Origin of the sequence: Rhodoferax sp. OV413 (genome assembly GCF_900104385.1) — a bacterium.
GTDB lineage: Bacteria > Pseudomonadota > Gammaproteobacteria > Burkholderiales > Burkholderiaceae_C > Rhodoferax_B.
Genome location: NZ_FNJA01000002.1, coordinates 489229 through 507033, shown reverse-complemented (window position 1 = coordinate 507033; position 17805 = coordinate 489229). Strand labels below are relative to the sequence as shown.

At 66.4% G+C, this 17805-nt stretch carries 15 protein-coding genes; 1 reads left to right on the top strand and 14 read right to left on the bottom strand.

What is annotated here, in order from left to right; genetic code table 11:
• Positions 1-36: 36 nt before the first annotated feature.
• The 10 genes from BLT66_RS09855 to BLT66_RS09810 all read right to left on the bottom strand — a co-directional run bounded on the left by BLT66_RS09855 (position 37) and on the right by BLT66_RS09810 (position 10834).
• Positions 37-711 (bottom strand): hypothetical protein, encoded by a 675-nt coding sequence (locus tag BLT66_RS09855; RefSeq protein WP_092757503.1) that lies wholly within the window; start codon positions 709-711, stop codon positions 37-39.
• Positions 711-1682 carry an MYG1 family protein gene (locus BLT66_RS09850; RefSeq protein WP_092757502.1) on the bottom strand — a complete coding sequence of 324 codons (972 nt, stop codon included), beginning with the start codon at positions 1680-1682 and terminating at the stop codon, positions 711-713. Before BLT66_RS09850 ends, BLT66_RS09855 begins: the two co-directional genes overlap by 1 nt.
• 107 nt (positions 1683-1789) lie before the next feature.
• Positions 1790-2833 carry an LLM class flavin-dependent oxidoreductase gene (locus tag BLT66_RS09845; protein ID WP_092757501.1) on the bottom strand — a complete coding sequence of 348 codons (1044 nt, stop codon included), beginning with the start codon at positions 2831-2833 and terminating at the stop codon, positions 1790-1792.
• 2 nt (positions 2834-2835) lie between these two features.
• Positions 2836-3783 (bottom strand): ABC transporter substrate-binding protein, encoded by a 948-nt coding sequence (locus BLT66_RS09840; RefSeq protein ID WP_218922590.1) that lies wholly within the window; start codon positions 3781-3783, stop codon positions 2836-2838.
• Between the two features lie 31 nt (positions 3784-3814).
• A complete protein-coding gene (locus BLT66_RS09835; RefSeq protein ID WP_092757499.1) occupies positions 3815-4750 on the bottom strand; it encodes an ABC transporter substrate-binding protein in 936 nt (311 codons plus the stop codon).
• 120 nt (positions 4751-4870) lie between these two features.
• Positions 4871-6664, bottom strand: a complete 1794-nt coding sequence (locus BLT66_RS27410) for an amino acid ABC transporter permease/ATP-binding protein (protein ID WP_092757498.1) — start codon at positions 6662-6664, stop codon at positions 4871-4873.
• On the bottom strand, positions 6661-7251 hold the full coding sequence (locus BLT66_RS09825) for a GNAT family N-acetyltransferase (RefSeq protein ID WP_092757497.1): 591 nt from the start codon (positions 7249-7251) through the stop codon (positions 6661-6663). The genes BLT66_RS27410 and BLT66_RS09825 overlap by 4 nt, the downstream gene beginning before the upstream one ends.
• 16 nt (positions 7252-7267) lie before the next feature.
• Positions 7268-8458, bottom strand: coding sequence for a M20 aminoacylase family protein (locus tag BLT66_RS09820; protein WP_092757496.1), 1191 nt, complete (start codon positions 8456-8458; stop codon positions 7268-7270).
• Positions 8458-9807 carry an LLM class flavin-dependent oxidoreductase gene (locus BLT66_RS09815; protein ID WP_092757495.1) on the bottom strand — a complete coding sequence of 450 codons (1350 nt, stop codon included), beginning with the start codon at positions 9805-9807 and terminating at the stop codon, positions 8458-8460. Before BLT66_RS09815 ends, BLT66_RS09820 begins: the two co-directional genes overlap by 1 nt.
• Before the next feature lie 25 nt (positions 9808-9832).
• Positions 9833-10834 (bottom strand): LLM class flavin-dependent oxidoreductase, encoded by a 1002-nt coding sequence (locus BLT66_RS09810; RefSeq protein WP_092757494.1) that lies wholly within the window; start codon positions 10832-10834, stop codon positions 9833-9835.
• A gap of 230 nt (positions 10835-11064) precedes the next feature.
• Here BLT66_RS09810 and BLT66_RS09805 point away from each other — a divergent pair, with 230 nt between their 5' ends.
• A complete protein-coding gene (locus tag BLT66_RS09805) occupies positions 11065-13080 on the top strand; it encodes a UvrD-helicase domain-containing protein (RefSeq protein ID WP_092757493.1) in 2016 nt (671 codons plus the stop codon).
• A gap of 90 nt (positions 13081-13170) precedes the next feature.
• Here the strand turns inward: BLT66_RS09805 and BLT66_RS09800 are convergent, their stop codons facing one another.
• The 4 genes from BLT66_RS09800 to BLT66_RS09785 form a co-directional block, all read right to left on the bottom strand.
• The gene (locus tag BLT66_RS09800) at positions 13171-13965 is read right to left on the bottom strand and encodes an outer membrane protein OmpK (RefSeq protein ID WP_218922589.1); all 795 of its coding nucleotides are present in this window, start codon (positions 13963-13965) and stop codon (positions 13171-13173) included.
• Between the two features lie 112 nt (positions 13966-14077).
• The gene (locus BLT66_RS09795; protein ID WP_092757491.1) at positions 14078-15046 is read right to left on the bottom strand and encodes an ABC transporter permease; all 969 of its coding nucleotides are present in this window, start codon (positions 15044-15046) and stop codon (positions 14078-14080) included.
• Positions 15039-16169 carry an ABC transporter permease gene (locus tag BLT66_RS09790; protein ID WP_092757490.1) on the bottom strand — a complete coding sequence of 377 codons (1131 nt, stop codon included), beginning with the start codon at positions 16167-16169 and terminating at the stop codon, positions 15039-15041. The genes BLT66_RS09795 and BLT66_RS09790 overlap by 8 nt, the downstream gene beginning before the upstream one ends.
• Entirely contained in the window at positions 16166-17731 is a 1566-nt protein-coding gene (locus BLT66_RS09785) for an ABC transporter ATP-binding protein (RefSeq protein ID WP_092757489.1), read from the bottom strand. Before BLT66_RS09785 ends, BLT66_RS09790 begins: the two co-directional genes overlap by 4 nt.
• Between the last annotated feature and the right edge of the window lie 74 nt (positions 17732-17805).

Sequence of the window (17805 nt, the reverse complement as noted above, 5' to 3'; positions counted from 1 at the left end):
ATCTATCTGCGCTACAAGCTACCAATTCAATAGCAACTAGGCTTTGCGGATGAACTTGAAGATCAGTATCCAGAAGCTCAGGATCAGCGATGCCACCGGGAACTGCAGCGCGGTGGGCATCAGGTAGATGGCCACCACGCCGGGGATCCACACGCACCACAAGGCGACCAGCAGCGGCAGGTAGCGGCTGCTTAAAAAGTCGGCAGAGAAGATGCGCTGCCAGGCGCTGGCGCGAAAGCCGTCTTCGCGCCAGGCGAACATGGCGATGACGATGAAGTTGGTCATCGGTGAATACACAAACTGGTCGACCAGCATCTTCTTGGCGATGGTGAGGCCGTCATTGCCCTCGCCAAACAGCTGGACCTGCAGCGCATAAAACAGGTCCACGGTGATGCCGATGGAGCCAAACACCAGGGTGGCGTAGGCCATGTCGGCCCACAGCGTGCGGCGCAGCGGCTGGCGCAGCAGCGCAATGCCCAGCAGCTCGGGCACCAGCACGGCAAACAAGGCGTAGGTGGCAAACGAAAACGGGTAACCCCAGGCCTGCTTGACAGCGCCCCACTGCGACAGGCCGGACTGCACCGCCGGGCTCCATGCATAGGCCAGCGTCAGCGCCACCAGGCCGGCCCACAGCACCATGCCCGGCAGCAGATTGGCCTTGACCGCCGCACGCACTTGCTGCAGCGGCGTGGCGGGGGCCACCCTGTCCATCAGGCGGGCTCGGCCAGCGCCAGTTCGGCCAGCTTCAGCGCGCCCTCGAAGCTGCGCGCGCCGCCGATGAACAGGTTCAGGTGGCAGAACACGCTGTCTTCCACCCCGGTCACTGCCGCCAGTTCCTGGTCGCGCAGGCCGGCCCAGCTGGCGGGCAGGTCCATGCGGGTGTCGAACGAGCCGACTTCCAGCGGCACGGTCTTGATCTGGTACTGGTTGCCGTCGGAATCGGGGTAGATAACGAACATCACCTCGGGCATTTCGTCGACCACCACGCGGGTCCAGGGCATGCCGCCCTCGCGCAGGTGCAGCAGCTTGCCGTCCAGCAGGCGCGGCGCCTGGCGCACGATGTCCATGGCGCGGATCTGCGCCACCTTCTTGCTGATCGCGTGGTCCAGAAACTTGCGGGTGATGGCAATGGCCTCGCGGAAGCGGGTTTCCAGCAGCTGGGCTTTGGCCGCCAGGTCCAGGCCCTGCTCTTCCAGCCAATGGGTGTTCAGCTGCGCGACCAGGCTGGACAGGCCGAAGATGCCGGGCGCCACATCGCCCTGGCCGGTGTCGACGATGTCCAGGTACTGCACCAGAGAGTGGTCGATGGTGTTGACCACGCCGGCCACCGCCGCCTCGTCCAGCGCGTGGCCGTGCGTCTGGGCCCAGGCTTGCACATAGGCGGTGCCAAAGGCCGACCAGACCAGGCCAGCGCTGGCGTAGCCCACGCCGGGCACGCTTTGGCCGTCTACCAAGCGCGCAGGGCGCGCGCCGTCAAAGCCGCGCTGGTGGTGGTCGAAACGGCCGGTCGCCGCGTCCCAGGTGCCGCCCACGTCGACCACAAAGTCGGCGGTGGCGATCAAGGCCTTGTCGCGGGTGCGCAGCAGCGAATGTGAGGGGAAAACCCCCATCAAAACGCCGACGCCAAAAACGTCGTCGGCATGGAAGGTGCCACTGTGCGTGGCTATCGTGGTGTGGGTCATGGGCCGATTTTAATGAAGGCCCAACTGCGCGAATCCGCGGAATTTAAAGAAAATCGGCCTCCAGCGCAGGTACTACCTGCGCCAGCAGCTATCAAAACGATAGTATTTCAAATCACGGGCTCCAGCACCGGGGGTGACGATTCGGCGGTAGGCCGCCAGCCCAACTCCGGCGCAATGGAGCGCACCACGTCGTACAGGATCTGCGCGTAGTCTTGTGGGGCAAAGTCGTAGGGCAGCTCCAGCCGCAGCTCGCGCACCAGCGGCAGCACCGGGTCTTTCCGCAGCTGCTCCAGGATCTCGTCGCTGCTGCCCACCAGATCGGGCGCAAACAGCGTGCGGCGCTCGCCCTGCGGCTGCAGGGTGCGGGCCTTGCGGCCCTCGGCATAGGCGCGGTAGCGCTGGCGCGTGGCGGCGTCGGCGCTGTCCAGCGGCACGATGACGCGGCCCAGGGCGATACGGGGCGTGTAGTCGGCCGTCCAGTGCTGCTGGAACAGCGCCACATGGCCGCACTGGGTGGCGTAGAAGTCGTCCGAGCTTTCGCCGGTGTTGATATTGCCCAGCAGCAGATGGAAGCCGTTGCGGCTCGCCCATTCCACCGAACGGCGCGAGCCGCCGCCGTACCACAGGCGCTGGGCCAGGCCCGGCGCCCAGGGGTGCAGGCGCGCGCGCTGCGGACCGGCGGGTGACGGGATCAGCGCGGTCTCGTCACCGATCCAGCCGCCTTGCAAGTTGCCGCGCAGCCGGACGACACGCTGGTGCGAATAGTCCACATCCTTGGCGTCGCCGTCCAGAAAACGCTCGCCCAGCAGCGGGCCATAGGGCGGCGCGCCGGCGCTCAGGCCCACATGCAGGCGGCCGCGCGACAGCACGTCCACCGTGGCCAGGTCTTCGGCCAGGCGGAACGGGTTCTCGTAGCCCATCTGGATCACCGCGGTGCCCAGCGCGATGCGGTGGGTGCGTTGGCTGGCCGCGCCCAGGAACACGCTGGCCGAGGACACGGCGCGCTCCAGATGCCGCTGGCGCACCCAGGCGTGGTCGTAGCCCAGGTCTTCGCCCTGCTGGAACAGCTGCAGGCTCTGCTCCAGACCGGTGAATGGGTCGGTATCGGTGTAGTTGCCGGGGGTCAGAAAGCCAAGTTGCTGGATCGCCATATTCAGAACTTCGGCAAGCCCGGCGGATTGGTCTCGGCCTTCGGCAAGGCCTCTTCGGCCAGGCTCCAGCGGGTCAGCGCCTGGGCGTATTTGCCGTTCTGCACCAGGCCGTTCAGCGCCTGCGTCAGGGCCGGGGCCAGCCCGCTGTCCTTGCGCGTGGCGATGCCCACATCGGAACGCAGCGGCCAGCCGGCGTTCACCGTGCCGACCAGCCGCGTCTTGCCGTCGCGCGCGGCCACATAGGCCTGCGGTCCGTTGGGGTTGAAGTTGGCATCGGCCCGGCCCGACACCAGGGCCAGCGACTGCACCTGCGGGTCGTCGTAGAACTGCAGCTCCAGCGGCTTCAGGCCGGCGGCGACGTTGCGCTTGTTCCACTCCAGCAGGATCTTTTCCTGGTTGGTGCCCGAGCCGGTGATGATGCGCAGGCCGGCCACGTCCTTGGGCTCCTTGATGGATTTCACCGCGCTGTCGTTGCGCACATAGAAGCCGTGCAGGCCCAGGCGGTACGAGGAGAAGTCGAACTTCTCCTTGCGCAGCTCGGTCACGCCGACGTTGGAGATCACCGCATCCACCTTGCCCGATGCCAAGGCCAGCGGCCAGTCGGCCCACTGTGTCGGTACCAGTTCCAGCTTCAGCCCCAGCGTCTGGGCCACCAGCAAGGCCAGCTCGGGGTCGGCGCCGATGATGGTCTTGCTGTCGCTGGCGTAGCTGGAGATGGGCAGGCCAAACGGGTTGATGCCCACCGTCAGCACGCCCTCCTTCACCCATTTGTAGTCCTTGGGCAGCGTGGCCGCGGCAGCCGCGTCCTTGCCCGTGGTAATCCGGGCTGCCTGCTCGGGGCTGAGGTCGAAAGCGGTGGCGGCCACGGCCGGCACAGCCAGCAGCGCACAGGCCGCCAGCGCGCTGGCGCAGCTGCGCGCCAGGGTGTTCAAAGTTCGTAGGGATCGCATAAAAGTCATCGCAAAAAGGGTTCAACGCCGATCAGGACTTGGGCAGGCCGGGTGGGTTGGTGCGCGACTTCTCAATCGCCTCGGAGCCCAGGTTCCAGCGCGCCAGCGCCTTGGCGTAGTTACCGTTGCGGATCTGCTCGTTCAGGGCAGCGGTCACCGCGTCGGCCAGGCCCGAGCCCTTGCGCGTGGTGACGGCGATCTCGGCGCTCAGCGGCCAGCCACCGGAGAAGGTGCCGGCCAGCCGGGTCTTGCCGTCGCGCGCCTCGTAGGCGGCCAGCGCGTTCGGGCCCAGGTAGGCATCGGCACGGTTCGACTGGATCGCCAGGCGCTGCACCACGTCATCGTCGTAGTACTGGATCTCCACCGGCTTCAGGCCGGCGGCCACGTTCTGCTGGTTCCAGCGCAGCAGTATCTGTTCCTGGTTGGTGCTGGCGCCGACGATCACGCGCAGGCCGGCAATGTCCTTAGGCTCCTTCACGGCCGCCACCTTGCTGTCGCTTTTCACGTAGATGCCCAGCGTGTCGTTGCGGTAGGTGGAGAAGTCAAACTTCTCCTTGCGCGCCTCGGTCACGGTGACGTTGGACACCACCGCATCGAACTTGCCGGACTGCAGACCCAGCGGCCAGTCGGCCCAGGCCACCGGCACCAGTTCCAGCTTGCGGCCCAGGCTGTCGGCCACCAGCAGAGAGATGTCGGGCTCGTTGCCGACAAAGGTCTTGTTGTCGTTGGCAAACGAGCCCAGCGGCAGCCGACCCAGCGCAACGCCCACGGTGAAGATGCCCTCTTTGGCGAACTTGAAATCCTTGGACAGCAGCTTCAGTGCTTCGTCGGACTTCTGCGCGCGGATGCGGCCCGGCTGCGCCGGGTCCAGATCGCCGGCCTGCGCGCTGGCGTGCAGCGGCAGCAAGGTCGCGGCAGCGGAGGCGATGCCGATCAGGGCGTGGCGGATGGGAGCATGGAGTCGCATGGTGGGGTTCCAATCAAAAGGTTCAGGGTTGGGAAAAATCCGGGCAAGCCTCTCCCCCGCCGGCCGCACAGGGCGTGCGGCCGGCCGGGAGATCAGCGTGGATAAGTAGTGGGCTGCGGTCTACAGCACCTTGGCCAGAAAGGCAGCGGTGCGCGCGTGTTGCGGCGCGTTGAACACCTGGTCGGGCGTGCCGACTTCAACAATGCGGCCCTGCTCCATGAAGACGATGCGATCGGCCACCTCGCGGGCAAAACCGATCTCGTGCGTGACGATCAGCAGCGTCGTGCCGGAGCGCGCCAGCTCCTTGATCACGTCCAGCACCTCGCCCACCAGCTCGGGGTCGAGTGCCGAGGTCGGCTCGTCGAACAGCAACACCTTGGGCCGCAGCGCCAGTGCCCGCGCAATCGCCACGCGCTGCTGCTGGCCGCCCGACAGCTGGCGCGGATAGGCATGGGCCTTGTCGGCCAGGCCGACACGGGCCAGCAGCTCGAAGGCCTGCGACTCCGCATCTGCGCGGTGCTGGCCACGCACCGCGATCGGCGCTTCGACGATGTTCTCCAGTACCGTCAGATGCGGAAACAGATTGAAGTTCTGGAACACCATGCCGACATCGACACGCCGTGCCAGGATGTCGCTCTCACGCAGCTCGTACAGCGTGTCAGCGTCCTTGCGGTAGCCGACCAGTTCACCGTCGATGGCGATGAAGCCTTCGTCCACCCGCTCCAGATGGTTGATAGTGCGCAGCAGCGTCGACTTGCCGGAACCCGACGGGCCCAACACCACGGTCACGCTGCCGGGCGGCACGCTCAGGGTCACGTCATCCAGCACCTGCAGCGCGCCAAAGCTCTTCGACACGCCGTGCACCGTGACCTCGCCACCGGTGCTGGGCGGCACAGCCCGGCGTGCCGGCGCTTCGCTGCGCACGACAGGTGGCGTGGCCTGTGCCGGGCGGCGCGCCCGCAGCCAACGGGCCCAGGGCGCAGCTTGGTGGTTGCGCAGCGCACCCTTGGAGAAATGCCGCTCGATCTGGTGCTGGGCAATCGACAGCACGGTCAGTATCACCAAGTACCAGACGGTGGCCACCATCAGCAGCGGAATCACTTCCAGGTTGCGGCGGTAGATGATCTGGATGGTGTAGAACAGCTCGGGCAGCGCCAGGATGTAGACGTTCGACGTGCCCTTGGCCAGACCGATGATTTCATTGAAGGCGCTGGGCAGAATGGATCGCATAGCCTGCGGCAGCACGATGCGGAAGGCCTGGCGGCGCCGCGGCAGGCCCAACGCGGCAGCCGCCTCCAGCTGCCCCTGGTCGACAGACAGAATGCCGCCGCGGATGATCTCCGACGAGAACGCCGCCTGGTTCAGCGTCAGCCCCAAAAGCGCCGCCACGAAGGGGCTGATCAGTTGGGTCGTGGGGTAGGAGAAAAACACCGTGCTGGTGTAGGGCACACCCAGCGACACGGTCTCGTACAGATAGCCCAGGTTGTTGATGATCAGCAGCAGCACGATCACCGGGATGGAGCGGAAGATCCACACAAAGCCCCAGGACAGCCGCGCCAGCAGCGGCGAGCGCGAGACCCGCGCCAGCGCCAGCCCGGTGCCGAGGATGAAGCCGAACAGCGCACCGGCCGCCGTCAGCAGCAGCGTGCGGCCCAGGCCGATCAGCACCGGCTCGGCAAAAAACCATTCAGCAAACACACCCCAGCCCCAGCGCGGATTGGTGAACACCGATTGCAGCACGGCAGCGATCAGCAGCAGCGCCAGCACCGTGCCCACGGTACGGCCGGGGTAGCGCGCCGGCACCACGCGGTAGTGCGAGTAGTCGCCCTTGGCGGCAGTGGCGGGTGCGGCTGTCGGCGCCGCGGGAGCCGTAGCGGCCTCGGGCGCCAGATCGAAATAGGTGGTACTGGTCATGCTGCGCGCGCTCCATTCAGCGCGGCTGCACCGCCCAACGCCAGCACGCCTTGCAGCAGGTCGCTGCGCTTGACCACGATCTTCTCGAACGCCACCTGGGCCGTGGGCACCAGCAGCTTCTGGAACGGCAGGCTGCCGATGGTGGCCGGGTCTTGCGCCAGGTCGAACAGCGGTGTGTAGCCATGGCCCAGGTACAGCGCCACCGCCTCGGGTTGGCGGAAGCCGGTGGTCAGGTAGCCGCGGCTATAGCCCTGGCGCACGGCCTGCGCCTCCAGCTCGACCATGATCTTGCGCGCCAGGCCCTGGCGGCGCAGATCGGCATGGGTCCAGATGCGTTTGAACTCGGCAGTGTGCGCGTCCAGGCGCATGAAGGCGCCGCCGCCAATCGCCACGCCGTCGCGCAGCAGCAGCACGAAATTGCCGTGCGGCGGTGCGAACACCTCGGGCGGGTAGCGGTGCATTTCCTTCGGTTCGCCTTCGGCGCGGGGGATGTCGCCGTAGCGCGCGTCATACTCGTGGGTCAGTGCGTCTATCAGCGGCTGGGCCGCTGGATCGTGCGGATGGGTGTAGAGGAATTGTTCGCTCACAGAATGCCTCCTGGGTTTATGCGGCGGGTGCCAGAAACCGCTCGGCCAGCCGCGTCCAGTAGGTGGCGGCCAGGCCGAGTACGGCGTCGTTGAAGTCGTAGCGCGGGCTGTGCAGCGAAGCGCCTTCGCCATTGCCCAGAAACACATAGCTGCCCTTGCGCGCCTGCAGCATGTAGGCGAAGTCTTCGCTGGCGGTGCGCGGGCGAAAACCGGCCTCGACCTGGCCGACGCCAAAGGTGTCTTCGGCCACCGTGCGGGCAAACGCGGTTTCATCAACGTGGTTCAGCACCGCCGGAAAGCCCAGCTGGTAGTCCACCTCGGCCTCGGCGCCAAAGCTCTCGGCCTGGGCCTTGGCCAGCGCCGGCACGCGCTCTTGCAAGAGCTGGCGGATTTCCGGGCGGAACGAGCGCATGGTCAGCTTCAGCTCTACCGCGTCGGGGATCACATTCGACGCCGCGCCGCCGTGGATCGAGCCCACGGTGACCACACCCATGTCCAGCGGATCGACGTTGCGCGAGACGATGGTCTGCAGCGCGGTGATCAGGTGCGCGCTGACCACTACCGGGTCCACCGTCTTGTGCGGCTCGGCGCCGTGGCCGCCCTTGCCGCGGATGGTGATCACCGCCTGGTCGATAGAGGCCATCGCGGGCCCGGCCACGCAGCCCAGATGCCCGGCGGGCACGCCCGGCCAGTTGTGCAGGCCGAATACCGCGTCGCAAGGGAAGCGGTCAAACAGGCCTTCGGAAATCATCTGGCGGGCACCCGAGCCGGTCTCTTCGGCGGGTTGAAAAATCAGTTGCAGCTGGCCGTCGAACTGGCCCACCTCGGCCAGCGTCCGTGCCGCTGCCAGCAGGATGGCGGTGTGGCCGTCATGCCCGCAGGCATGCATTACGCCGGCATTCACGCTGGCGTAGGGCAGGCCGGTGGCCTCCTGGATCGGCAGCGCGTCCATGTCGGCGCGTATGCCCAAGGTCTTGCTGCCACTGCCGCGGCGCAGGCTACCGACTACGCCTGTGCCAGCGATGCCGCGCGTTACCTCATAGCCCCAGGCGGCCAGCTTGGCGGCCACAATGTCCGAGGTGCGGTGCTCCTTGAACGACAGCTCGGGGTGTTGGTGGATGTCCTGCCGCAGCGCCACGAACTCGTTGATGTAGGACGCCACCCGCGATTCGACGCGGCGGATGTCGGCGGCTTCTTCACGCGGCATCAGGCCACCTTCCGTTCGCTGGATTCGGTGGACTCAGCAGGCACTGCATGGCGACTGGCCTTGCGTGGCAGGCCCAGGTGGTCGCGCAGCGTGCTGCCAGGCAGCGTGCGTTCGTAGCGGCCGCGGGCTTCCAGCGCCGGGATCACATGCGCAATGAAATCGTCCAGGCCTTGGGCCACCACCGGGAAGCCGAGGATGAAGCCATCTGCCGCTTCGGCGTCGATCCAGCGGATGATTTCATCGGCAATGCGCTCACCGGTGCCAACGAACTGCGACTTCGGCGTGGCCACTTCCAGCGCCACCTCGCGCAAGGTCTGGCCGCTCTTGGCGGCATCGGCCTTGATACGGTCGGTGGTCGAGCGGAAGCTGTTCTTGCCTATGTCGCCGAGTTCGGGAAACGGCGCGTCCAGCGGGTACTGGCTGAAGTCGTGGTGGTCGAAAAAGCGACCCAGGTAAGCCAGCGCTTCGTCGATGCTCAGTAGCTCGCGGATCGCCTGGTATTTGGCCTCGGCCTCGGCCTGGGTGGCCGCGACGACAGGGCCGATGCCTGGAAATATCTTCACGTCGCTGGAGGCGCGGCCCTGGGCCACGGCACTGGCTTTCACCTGGCGCGAGAAGCTGCGCGTCTCTTCCAGCGACGGCGAATGGGTGAATACCGCATCGGCAAATTTGCCGGCCAGGCCGATGCCGGCATCGGACGAACCGGCCTGGAAGATCACCGGCTGGCCCTGGGCCGAGCGGCCGATATTCAACGGCCCTGCGACCTCGAAGAAGCGGCCCTTGAAGCCCAGCGTGTGCAGCTTGCTCTTGTCGAAAAACTGGCCGGTGGCGCGGTTGCGCACCAGCGCGTCGTCGTCCCAGCTGTCCCACAGGCCTTGGGTGACCTGCAGGTATTCGTCGGCGATCTGGTAGCGCTGCGCGTGCTCGGGATGCGTGCGGCTGTAGTTCTTGGCCGAGCCTTCCAGCGGCGTGGTGACCACGTTCCAGCCGGCGCGGCCCTGGCTGATCAGGTCCAGCGAGGCGAACTGCCGGGCCACGGTGAACGGGTCGCTGTACGAGGTGGAGATGGTGCCAGCCAGGCCGATCTTGCTGGTCACTGTGGCCAGCGCCGAGAGGATGGAAATCGGCTCGAAGCGGTTCAGAAAATGCGGGATCGATTTCTCGTTGATGTACAGGCCGTCGGCGACGAAGGCGAAGGCGATGCCTGCGGCTTCGGCCTTCTGCGCAGTGCGGATGTAGAAGTCCAGGTTCACGCTGGCGTCGGCCGGGCCGCTGGGGTGCTTCCAGGCGTTCATGTGGCCGCCGGCGCCGTGCAGCATGATGCCGAAGCGGATGGGTGTGTTTGCCATAGCTGTCTCGTTGTGGGTCAAAAAATCAGGCGGCCACGGCCTGCTCGGCGCCGGCCAGCAGCTCCACCGACGCCCAGCGTTCGGCAAAGCCGACCACCGGTGTGTCGATGACGAATTCCTGGATGCCATGGCGCTGGCTCAGCGCATCCAGCTCGCGGCGCACGCCGTCCGGCGTGCCGGTGAGCACATAGGGCCGGGTTTCTTCGACGCGGCAGTCGGCCACGCCGGCCTGGCGCGCAAACTCGGCCGCGGCCTCCAGGCTCGGCAGGTTCACGCTCTGGCCGGTAGACAGGTGCAGCTTGAAGATGCGCAGCGCGCCGACCAGGTGCTCGGCCTCGTCCTTGCTCTCTGCCGCAAACGCGTACAGCGCCAGCGCTGCGGGCCGGCCCGTGGCCTGCTGGTAGGCGGTGACCGAGCGCTCGATATTGGCCGGGTCGGCATTGAAGTGGCCGGCATAGGTGAAGTCCCAGCCCAGGCGCGCTGCCAACTGGGCGCTGTCGGCGCTGCCACCGAGCAGGATGCGCTCGGGTAACTCGGGTGGCGCCGGGTAGGCGACGGCGCCTTGCAGCGCGTGGCTGTCGATCACCGTGCCCTCCAGAAACGCATCCAGATCGGCCAGCTGCTGGGCAAAGTCGGGTTTGCGCGCCGCGTCGTGCAGCCACTGCAGCGCACGCGTGGCCAGCGGCAACCCACCGGGCGCCTTGCCCACGCCCAGGTCGACCCGGCCTGGCGCCAGCGAGGCCAGCAGCTTGAAGGCTTCGGCCACCTTGAACGGGCTGTAGTGCTGCAGCATGACGCCACCAGAGCCGACACGGATGCGCGTGGTGTGGGCCAGGATGTGGGCGATCAGCACCTCGGGCGCGCTACTGGCCAGGGTCGGGTTGCCGTGGTGTTCCGCCACCCAGAAACGGCGGTAGCCCAGCTCTTCGGCGCGCTGGGCCAGCGCCACGGTGCGCTGCAAGGCTTGGGCCGCAGTGGCGCCGGGCGGGATGGGGCTTTTGTCGAGCAGGGAAAGAGAATACGGCATGGCCTTGGCGCGGTGCGTGGTAAGAATGTCGATTCATTCTGACCCGCGGCAGGGCTGCCGTTTGCGCTATCTTCTTCTATCGATATGCGCTAACGGCAGGTCCACGGGCTGTGCGTTTCTTCAAGCAAAACAGGGCTGTAGCGCAATAACCACCTGCGCAACCAGCTATCTATTCAATAGCGACCCTGGCGGTACCGCACCCACCCCTCGCGTATGCTGCGCGCTTCACCATGCATTACGACAACTCCCTCCCCTCTTTTTCCGCCCAGGGCATCGTGCCCACGGCCGAGCAGCTGGCGATCCAGACCAGCAACGACGACACCGTCATCGTCCACGCCAATGCCGGCGCGGCCAAGACCACCAGCCTGGCGCTGCGCATCGCCGAAGGCCTGGCCCGCGGCCTGGTGCCGACCAGCATCCTGGCGCTGACCTATACCGAGCCGGCCTGTGATGCGCTGCGCGCCGCGCTGCGCAAGATCGGCGTGGCGCCCGATGTGGTGAAGAAGGTGTGGATTTCCAGCTTTGAAACCTTTGCGCTGTACTGCCTGAAAAGCGTGGAAGGCGTGGCCCTGCCGGCGCTGCACGACCCGGAGGCACTGCAGGCCAGCGTCTGGGCGGCCGTGGCCGAGCTGCGCGAACGCGCCACGCCGGAGCTGCTGGAGCAGCTGTGGCTGCCGACCGAAGGCAATAGTGAATTCGTCGAGCTGTTCCTGCGCCAAAGCCTGCGCGCCAAGGGCATGCTGGCACGCGAGATGGCCTACTGGGACGACCAGCGCATCACGGCCGAATATGCCGAGGAATGCGGGCTGGACTTCAGCCTGCTGTGCGTGCTGGCCGAGTTTGAGAAGCTGCGCCACCCGCCCGGCACCGACAGCCCGAAGTTCCGCGCCGAGCACGATGCCAGCTACGACCTGGCGCGCCTGGTGGGCGACCCCGACCAGCCCACGTTCTGGAACGACATCCCCAAGTGGCCGCGGCATCTGGCGGCGCTGATGCTGGACGAAATGCACGACCTGAACCACGCGCTGTTCGCCATCACCCGCGGCCTGCTGGCCAGCAACCCGAAGTGCTATTTTTGCGGCGTGGGCGACGTGGACCAGGTGATCCACGCGCACGCCGGCGCCGATGCGCGCTACATGCAGGCCGAGATGTTCGAGCCGCAGACCGGCCGCCATGTACAGGCCCTGCCGCTGACCGCCAGCTACCGCTTTGGCCCGGCGCTGGCGGCCAGTGCCGGCCACCTGGCGAACAAGCCCTATGCCACCCAGGCCGCGCATACCACCCAGCTGCGTTGCACCACCTATGCGGACGACCTGGACTGCGTGCAGCAAGTGGTGCAGGCCGCCCTGCAATGGCGCGCCGAGAAGCGCAAGATGAACGAGTTCGTGGTGCTGCTGCGCCATCCGCACCAGTCGGTGCTGCTGGAAAACGCCTTGCTGGAGGCCGGCCTGCCCTACCAGACCCGCGGCTTCGGCACCTATCTGCAGCGGCCCGAGGTGATTCTGGTGCGCGCCCTGCTGGCCGTAGCCACCCAGCATTTCGGCGCGGTGCAAAGCGCCGAGACGCGGCGCCGCATGGTCGAAGAGTTGGTGGTGTTCTGCCGCTTCCAGCTGGGCTTTTTTAGGGACGAAAGCGAGACCCCGGCCGAGCGCCTGCAGGAAGCCGTCCGCCCGGTGGTGGCCGACCCCAGCATACTGGCCACGTTTTTCGAATCGCAGATCGCCCGCACCGAGCCGCAGATCACGCGGCGGCTGCGCAAGGCCATGGCCATCGCGCGCAGCCAGACCGGGCCTGCCATGTTTGCCCAGATGCTGGACGCGCTGGAGATGCGGCAATGGGCGGCCGAGCACTGGGTGGAGAAGCAACGCCAGGCCGACGCGGTGGCCCACCTCGAAGGGCTGAAGCAGGCGGCGGCGCGCTTCGACAGCGTGGCCGCCTTCTTTGCGCATCTGAACCAGGCCGAGGTGCATTTTGAGAAGCAGCGCGAGCACAGCAAGCGCAGCGCCAAAACAGCCGAGCTGTGCCTGGCCGACATTGCCCAGGTCAAGGGCCTGGAGTTCGACCACGTGGTGCTGCCCTTCCTGGCCCAGGGCGCGTTCCCAGCGGCCGAGCGCGTCAGCATGGTGGACGAACGCAAGCTGATGTACGTGGCGGTGACGCGGGCGCGCAGCACGCTCAGCCTGCTGGTGAGCCAGGCCCAGCCATCCCAGTTTGTGGCCGAGATGCAGCTGGTGCCCAGCGCCTAAGTGCTACTGAAGATTTAAGCCAAACAGGCCCGTAGCGCTTATTCTGTTTGCGCAAGCAGCTATTGAATCAATAGCACTCTGTTTGTTGAATCAGAAGTTGTACTTGGCGGTGTAGATAAATGCGTCCTGGTAGGTGGCCGAGCCCAGCTTGTTCTTGGCGTAGCGGTAGGTTAAACCAGTGGTGACGCTGGGGGTGATGTTCCACCACAGCGACAGCGCACCGTTTTGCGCCGTCTTGTTGGCGGTGACTACGCCGCCATCGCGGGCCATGACCAGGTAGCTGTCCTTGCGGCCCATCTCGGTTTCATGCCAGCTGGAGACCATGAAGGACTGGTCCCAGGCTTTGAAGTTGTAGCCGAATACCCAGCCTGCCATCGTGCCGTTGTACTGGGTGCCGAGGTCGGTCTTGGTTTCGTAGTGCGCGCCGAAGAACGGCTTGATCCAGAAGCCGCCATTGAAGTAAGCCGTGCTCAGGCCCAGCACATTGTTCTGATCACGGAAGCCGTTGTCCATGAAGTTGTAGATGTGGCCGTAGAGCTGCACTGGCATACCGCCGGCTTGGGTCATGTTGATGTGGGCCACGGCCTTCATCGCGTAGCGGCGGTCCATTGCCGAGTCGCTGTTGTTGGACGATTTGCTGGGGTTCTCCACGTCGAAGAAACCATACACATCGCCCCACTTGCCGCCCATGCCGCCTTCGACCTCGAGCAAGGTGAAGTCCTTTTTCACGCCAAATGGACCCTTGCCGGTCTGGTTCTCCGTGTGGTTGGTCCAGTCCAGGTGTTGAATACTAATATCCTTGAACGACCAGTTGTCGTCTGCATGCGCAGCCGGTGCCAGTGCCGCAACTGCCGCCAGCGCAGTCAGAAATTTATACATAGCCATGGGGGTTCCCTCGAAGTAATGGTTGGGCAAGGGCTAACGCAAGGCCCATGCCAAAAGCTGGCCTTTTGGTCAGCTTTACCCACTCTGGAACCGCGGCCTGCGCCGGCTGGGGTCAGCGCTCTTTGACGTAGGGCTGGCCCAGAGCCTTGGGCACGGCGGCTTTGCCGATGAAACCGGCCAGCAGGATCACCGTCAGCAGATAGGGCAGCGCCTGGATGGCCTGCACCGGCACCTCGCCAATGCCCGGCAGGCTGACGCCCTGCAACTGGATCGCCGAAGCATCCAGAAAGCCGAACAGCAGGCAAGCCCACAGCGCGCGCACCGGCCGCCAGTTGCCGAAGATCATCGCCGCCAAGGCCATGAAGCCGCGCCCCGCCGTCATATGCGGCACAAAGGCGGCGTTCTGCGCCAGCACCAGATAGCCCCCCGCCAGGCCACACAGAATGCCGTTCAAGGTCAGCGCCGCATAGCGCAGACGCAGCACCGACACCCCGGCCGCGTCCACCATGTGGGCGTTCTCGCCCACCGCCCGCAAGCGCAGGCCGAAACGGGTGCGGTACAGCAGCCACCAGACCCCGGCGACCAGGGCCAACGCCAGGTAGACCAGCAGATTGTGGCCGAGCAGTCCTTCGCCGACGATGGTGCCGACCAGGGGCATGCCCTGCCAGGCGCTGGCCGCCCCCGGCCAGAGCGCGTGCAGGCGCACGCTGTCCGACACCGCCGGCGTCTGCCCGCCCTGGTGGAACCAGGCCAGGCCCAGCACCACCGTCAGGCCCGCGGCCACGATGTTCAGCGCCACGCCCGACACCACCTGGTCGCCCCGGTGACTGACACAGGCAAAGCCGTGCAACCACGACAAGGCAATCGCCGTGGCGATCGCCAACAGCAGAGCCAGGCTGGTCGAGCCATAGGCCGCGCCGCTGGCCGCGGCGATGAAGGCGGCAAACAGCATCTTGCCCTCCAGTCCCACGTCGACCACGCCCGCGCGCTCGGAGATCAGGCCGGCCAGCGCACAGAGGATCAAAGGGGTCGCCACCCGCAGGGTCGAGGCCAGCAAGGCCCCCAGCAAAGCCTCATCCACGGTGGGCTCCTACTGCCACAACGGGCTTGCGCGCCAGCAGCGCCAGGCAGCGCGCCAGCCACGGCGCAATCACATAGGCCATGGCCCCCGAAAACAGCACGATGAAGCCTTGCAGCATCACCACCATGTCGCGGCTGAAGCCCCGTACCTCGAAACTGACTTCGGCCCCGCCCTGGAACAGTGCGCCAAACAGCACGCTGGCCAGCACGATGCCGAACGGGTGGTTGCGCCCCATCAAGGCCACTGCAATCCCGGTGAAGCCGGCGCCGGCCGCAAAGTCAAGCAGCAGCTTGCCGTTCACGCCGGCGATTTCGTTCATGCCCACCATGCCGGACAGGCCACCCGACAAAGCCATGGCAAAGATCACCTGCCGCTTGGGGTGGATGCCCGCATACGCGGCCGCGCTTTCGCTGGAACCCATGGCGCGCAGGCGGTAGCCGGCCCGGCTATGCCAGAGCAGCAGGTACACACCGAAGGCCGCCGCCAGGGCCAGGAACAGGCTGATGTTCAACGGCGACGAAGGCCAGTCCAGCCCCAGCCAGGCCAGCGCATCCTGCATGCTGGTGAGCTTGGCCGCCCGGCCAAAGGCCGCGCTCTCCACCGCCATGGTGCCTGGCGGCTTGAGCCGGTTCACCAGCAGATAGGCCAGCAAGCTGCTGGCCAGAAAGTTGAACATGATGGTGGTGATCACCACATGGCTGTTGCGGTAGGCCTGCAGATAGCCGGGCACGGCCGCCCAGACCGCGCCAAACAGCACACCCGCCAGCAGCATCAGCGGCAACAACAACAGCGCCGGCAGGCTGTGCGATAGCCACAACGCCACCAGCGCCGTGCCCAGGCCGCCCATCAGGGCCTGGCCTTCGCCGCCGATGTTGAACAAGCCGCCGTGGAAGGCCACCGACACGGCCAGCCCGGTGAAGATAAAGGTAGTGGCGTAGTACAGCGTGTAACTCAGGCCGCGCTGCGTGCCGAACGCGCCGTGCAGCAGCACCGACATCACCTCGCGCGGGTTCTGCCCCACCAGCGACACCACCAGACCGGCCACCAGCAGCGCGATCAACAGATTGACGGCGGGTAGCAACACCACATCGGCCCAGCGGGGCAGGGCTTGCGGGGTACTCATACGGGGCTTCCTTCGGGTTCTTTGGTTTCCACCATCAGCAGGCCGAGCTTTGCCTCGCCGCAGTCGGCTATCGGCAGCTCGCCGGTCACGTGGCCCTGGTTCAGCACCAGCACCCGGTCGGCCAGGGCCAGGATTTCATCCAGCTCGCTCGACACCACCAGCACCGCGCAGCCCGCATCGCGCAAGGCTCGCAGCTGGGTGTAGATGAATTCAATCGCGCCGATGTCGACGCCTCGTGTGGGCTGGCCCACCAGCAGCACCTTGGGCGCCTGCCCCAGTTCGCGCGCCAGCACCAGCTTCTGCTGGTTGCCGCCGGAAAATTTAGAACTCATCAACGATGGGTCGCGGGGCCGCACATCGAAGCGCTCCATCATGGCGGCGGTGGCGGCCCGCATGGCGGCGTGGCGCATCCAGCCCCAGCGGCTGTACACCGGCAGGCCCTCGTAGCCCAGCACCGCCGACTCCCAGGAGGCAAAGCCCATCACCATGGCGCGCGCATGCCGGTCTTCGGGCACATGGGCCAGGCCCAGGCTGCGCGCCAGGCTGGGGTCCAGCCAATGCTCTGCGGTGAACGAGGTGCCGCCAAGTTCCAGCGTGCCCGCGCTCGGCGTGCGCAGACCGGCCAGCACTTCAAGCAACTCGCTCTGGCCGTTGCCCGCCACACCAGCGATGCCCACAATTTCGCCAGCGCGCAGGCTGAGGTTGAAGTCCACCAGGCGCGTGACCTGCAGTGCATCGCGCACCGCCACGCCACGCGCCTGCAGCAGCACCGCGCCGAGTCGTGGAGCCGCATCGCCCTGGCGGCCCATATTTACCTTGCGCCCGACCATGGCCTCGGCCAGTATCTCCACCGAAGCCTGGGCGATCGCGCATTCATGCACCACGCGGCCGCTGCGCATCACCGTGACCTGGTCGCACAGGCGCATCACTTCCTTCAGCTTGTGGGTGATCAGCAGCACCGTCGTGCCCTGCGAGCGCAGCCGCGCCAACACCTCGAACAGCTGCTCGGTCTCTTGCGGCGTCAGCACCGCCGTGGGCTCGTCGAGTATCAGTATCTTGGCGCCGCGGTACAAGGCCTTGAGGATTTCCAGCCGTTGCCGGTCGCCCACCGACAGTTGCTCTACCGTGGCGTCCAGCGCCACGTGCAGGCCCGTGGACTGCATCAACGCCCCCAGCGCGCTGCGCACCAGGGCCTCGGCCTTGAGCAGCAAGACATGGGGCTCGGCCCCCAGCATGACGTTCTCCAGCGCGGTCAGCGAATCGACCAGCATGAAGTGCTGGTGCACCATGCCGATGCCCAGCGCAATCGCGTCGAATGCATTGCGGATACGCGCCGGCTGGCCGAACACCGCGATGCTGCCACTATCAGCGCTGTAGAAGCCGTACAGCACCGACATCAGCGTGCTCTTGCCCGCGCCGTTCTCGCCCACGATGCCGTGCACCGTACCGGCGCGCACGCTCAGATCCACCTGGTCATTGGCCTGCACCGCGCCAAAACGCTTGCTGATGCCCGCCATGTGCACGGCGGTAGCGTCCGCCGCAGAGGAGTTAAGGGTTGTCATGGAAATCCGTGATACCAGCGCAATGCAACGCGCCCCTTCCAGAGAACCCGTGGAACCGGCTTAGCCGGGCCACT

Excerpts from the sequence above, each read along its gene's own strand:
- BLT66_RS09805 (WP_092757493.1), top strand. The coding sequence starts at position 11,065 with ATGCATTACGACAACTCCCTCCCCTCTTTTTCCGCCCAGGGCATCGTG.
- BLT66_RS09845 (WP_092757501.1), bottom strand. The coding sequence starts at position 2,833 with ATGGCGATCCAGCAACTTGGCTTTCTGACCCCCGGCAACTACACCGAT.
- BLT66_RS09815 (WP_092757495.1), bottom strand. The coding sequence starts at position 9,807 with ATGGCAAACACACCCATCCGCTTCGGCATCATGCTGCACGGCGCCGGC.
- BLT66_RS09785 (WP_092757489.1), bottom strand. The coding sequence starts at position 17,731 with ATGACAACCCTTAACTCCTCTGCGGCGGACGCTACCGCCGTGCACATG.
- BLT66_RS09810 (WP_092757494.1), bottom strand. The coding sequence starts at position 10,834 with ATGCCGTATTCTCTTTCCCTGCTCGACAAAAGCCCCATCCCGCCCGGC.
- BLT66_RS09840 (WP_218922590.1), bottom strand. The coding sequence starts at position 3,783 with ATGCGATCCCTACGAACTTTGAACACCCTGGCGCGCAGCTGCGCCAGC.
- BLT66_RS09850 (WP_092757502.1), bottom strand. The coding sequence starts at position 1,682 with ATGACCCACACCACGATAGCCACGCACAGTGGCACCTTCCATGCCGAC.
- BLT66_RS09820 (WP_092757496.1), bottom strand. The coding sequence starts at position 8,458 with ATGCCGCGTGAAGAAGCCGCCGACATCCGCCGCGTCGAATCGCGGGTG.
- BLT66_RS09800 (WP_218922589.1), bottom strand. The coding sequence starts at position 13,965 with ATGGCTATGTATAAATTTCTGACTGCGCTGGCGGCAGTTGCGGCACTG.
- BLT66_RS09835 (WP_092757499.1), bottom strand. The coding sequence starts at position 4,750 with ATGCGACTCCATGCTCCCATCCGCCACGCCCTGATCGGCATCGCCTCC.
- BLT66_RS27410 (WP_092757498.1), bottom strand. The coding sequence starts at position 6,664 with ATGACCAGTACCACCTATTTCGATCTGGCGCCCGAGGCCGCTACGGCT.
- BLT66_RS09790 (WP_092757490.1), bottom strand. The coding sequence starts at position 16,169 with ATGAGTACCCCGCAAGCCCTGCCCCGCTGGGCCGATGTGGTGTTGCTA.
- BLT66_RS09855 (WP_092757503.1), bottom strand. The coding sequence starts at position 711 with ATGGACAGGGTGGCCCCCGCCACGCCGCTGCAGCAAGTGCGTGCGGCG.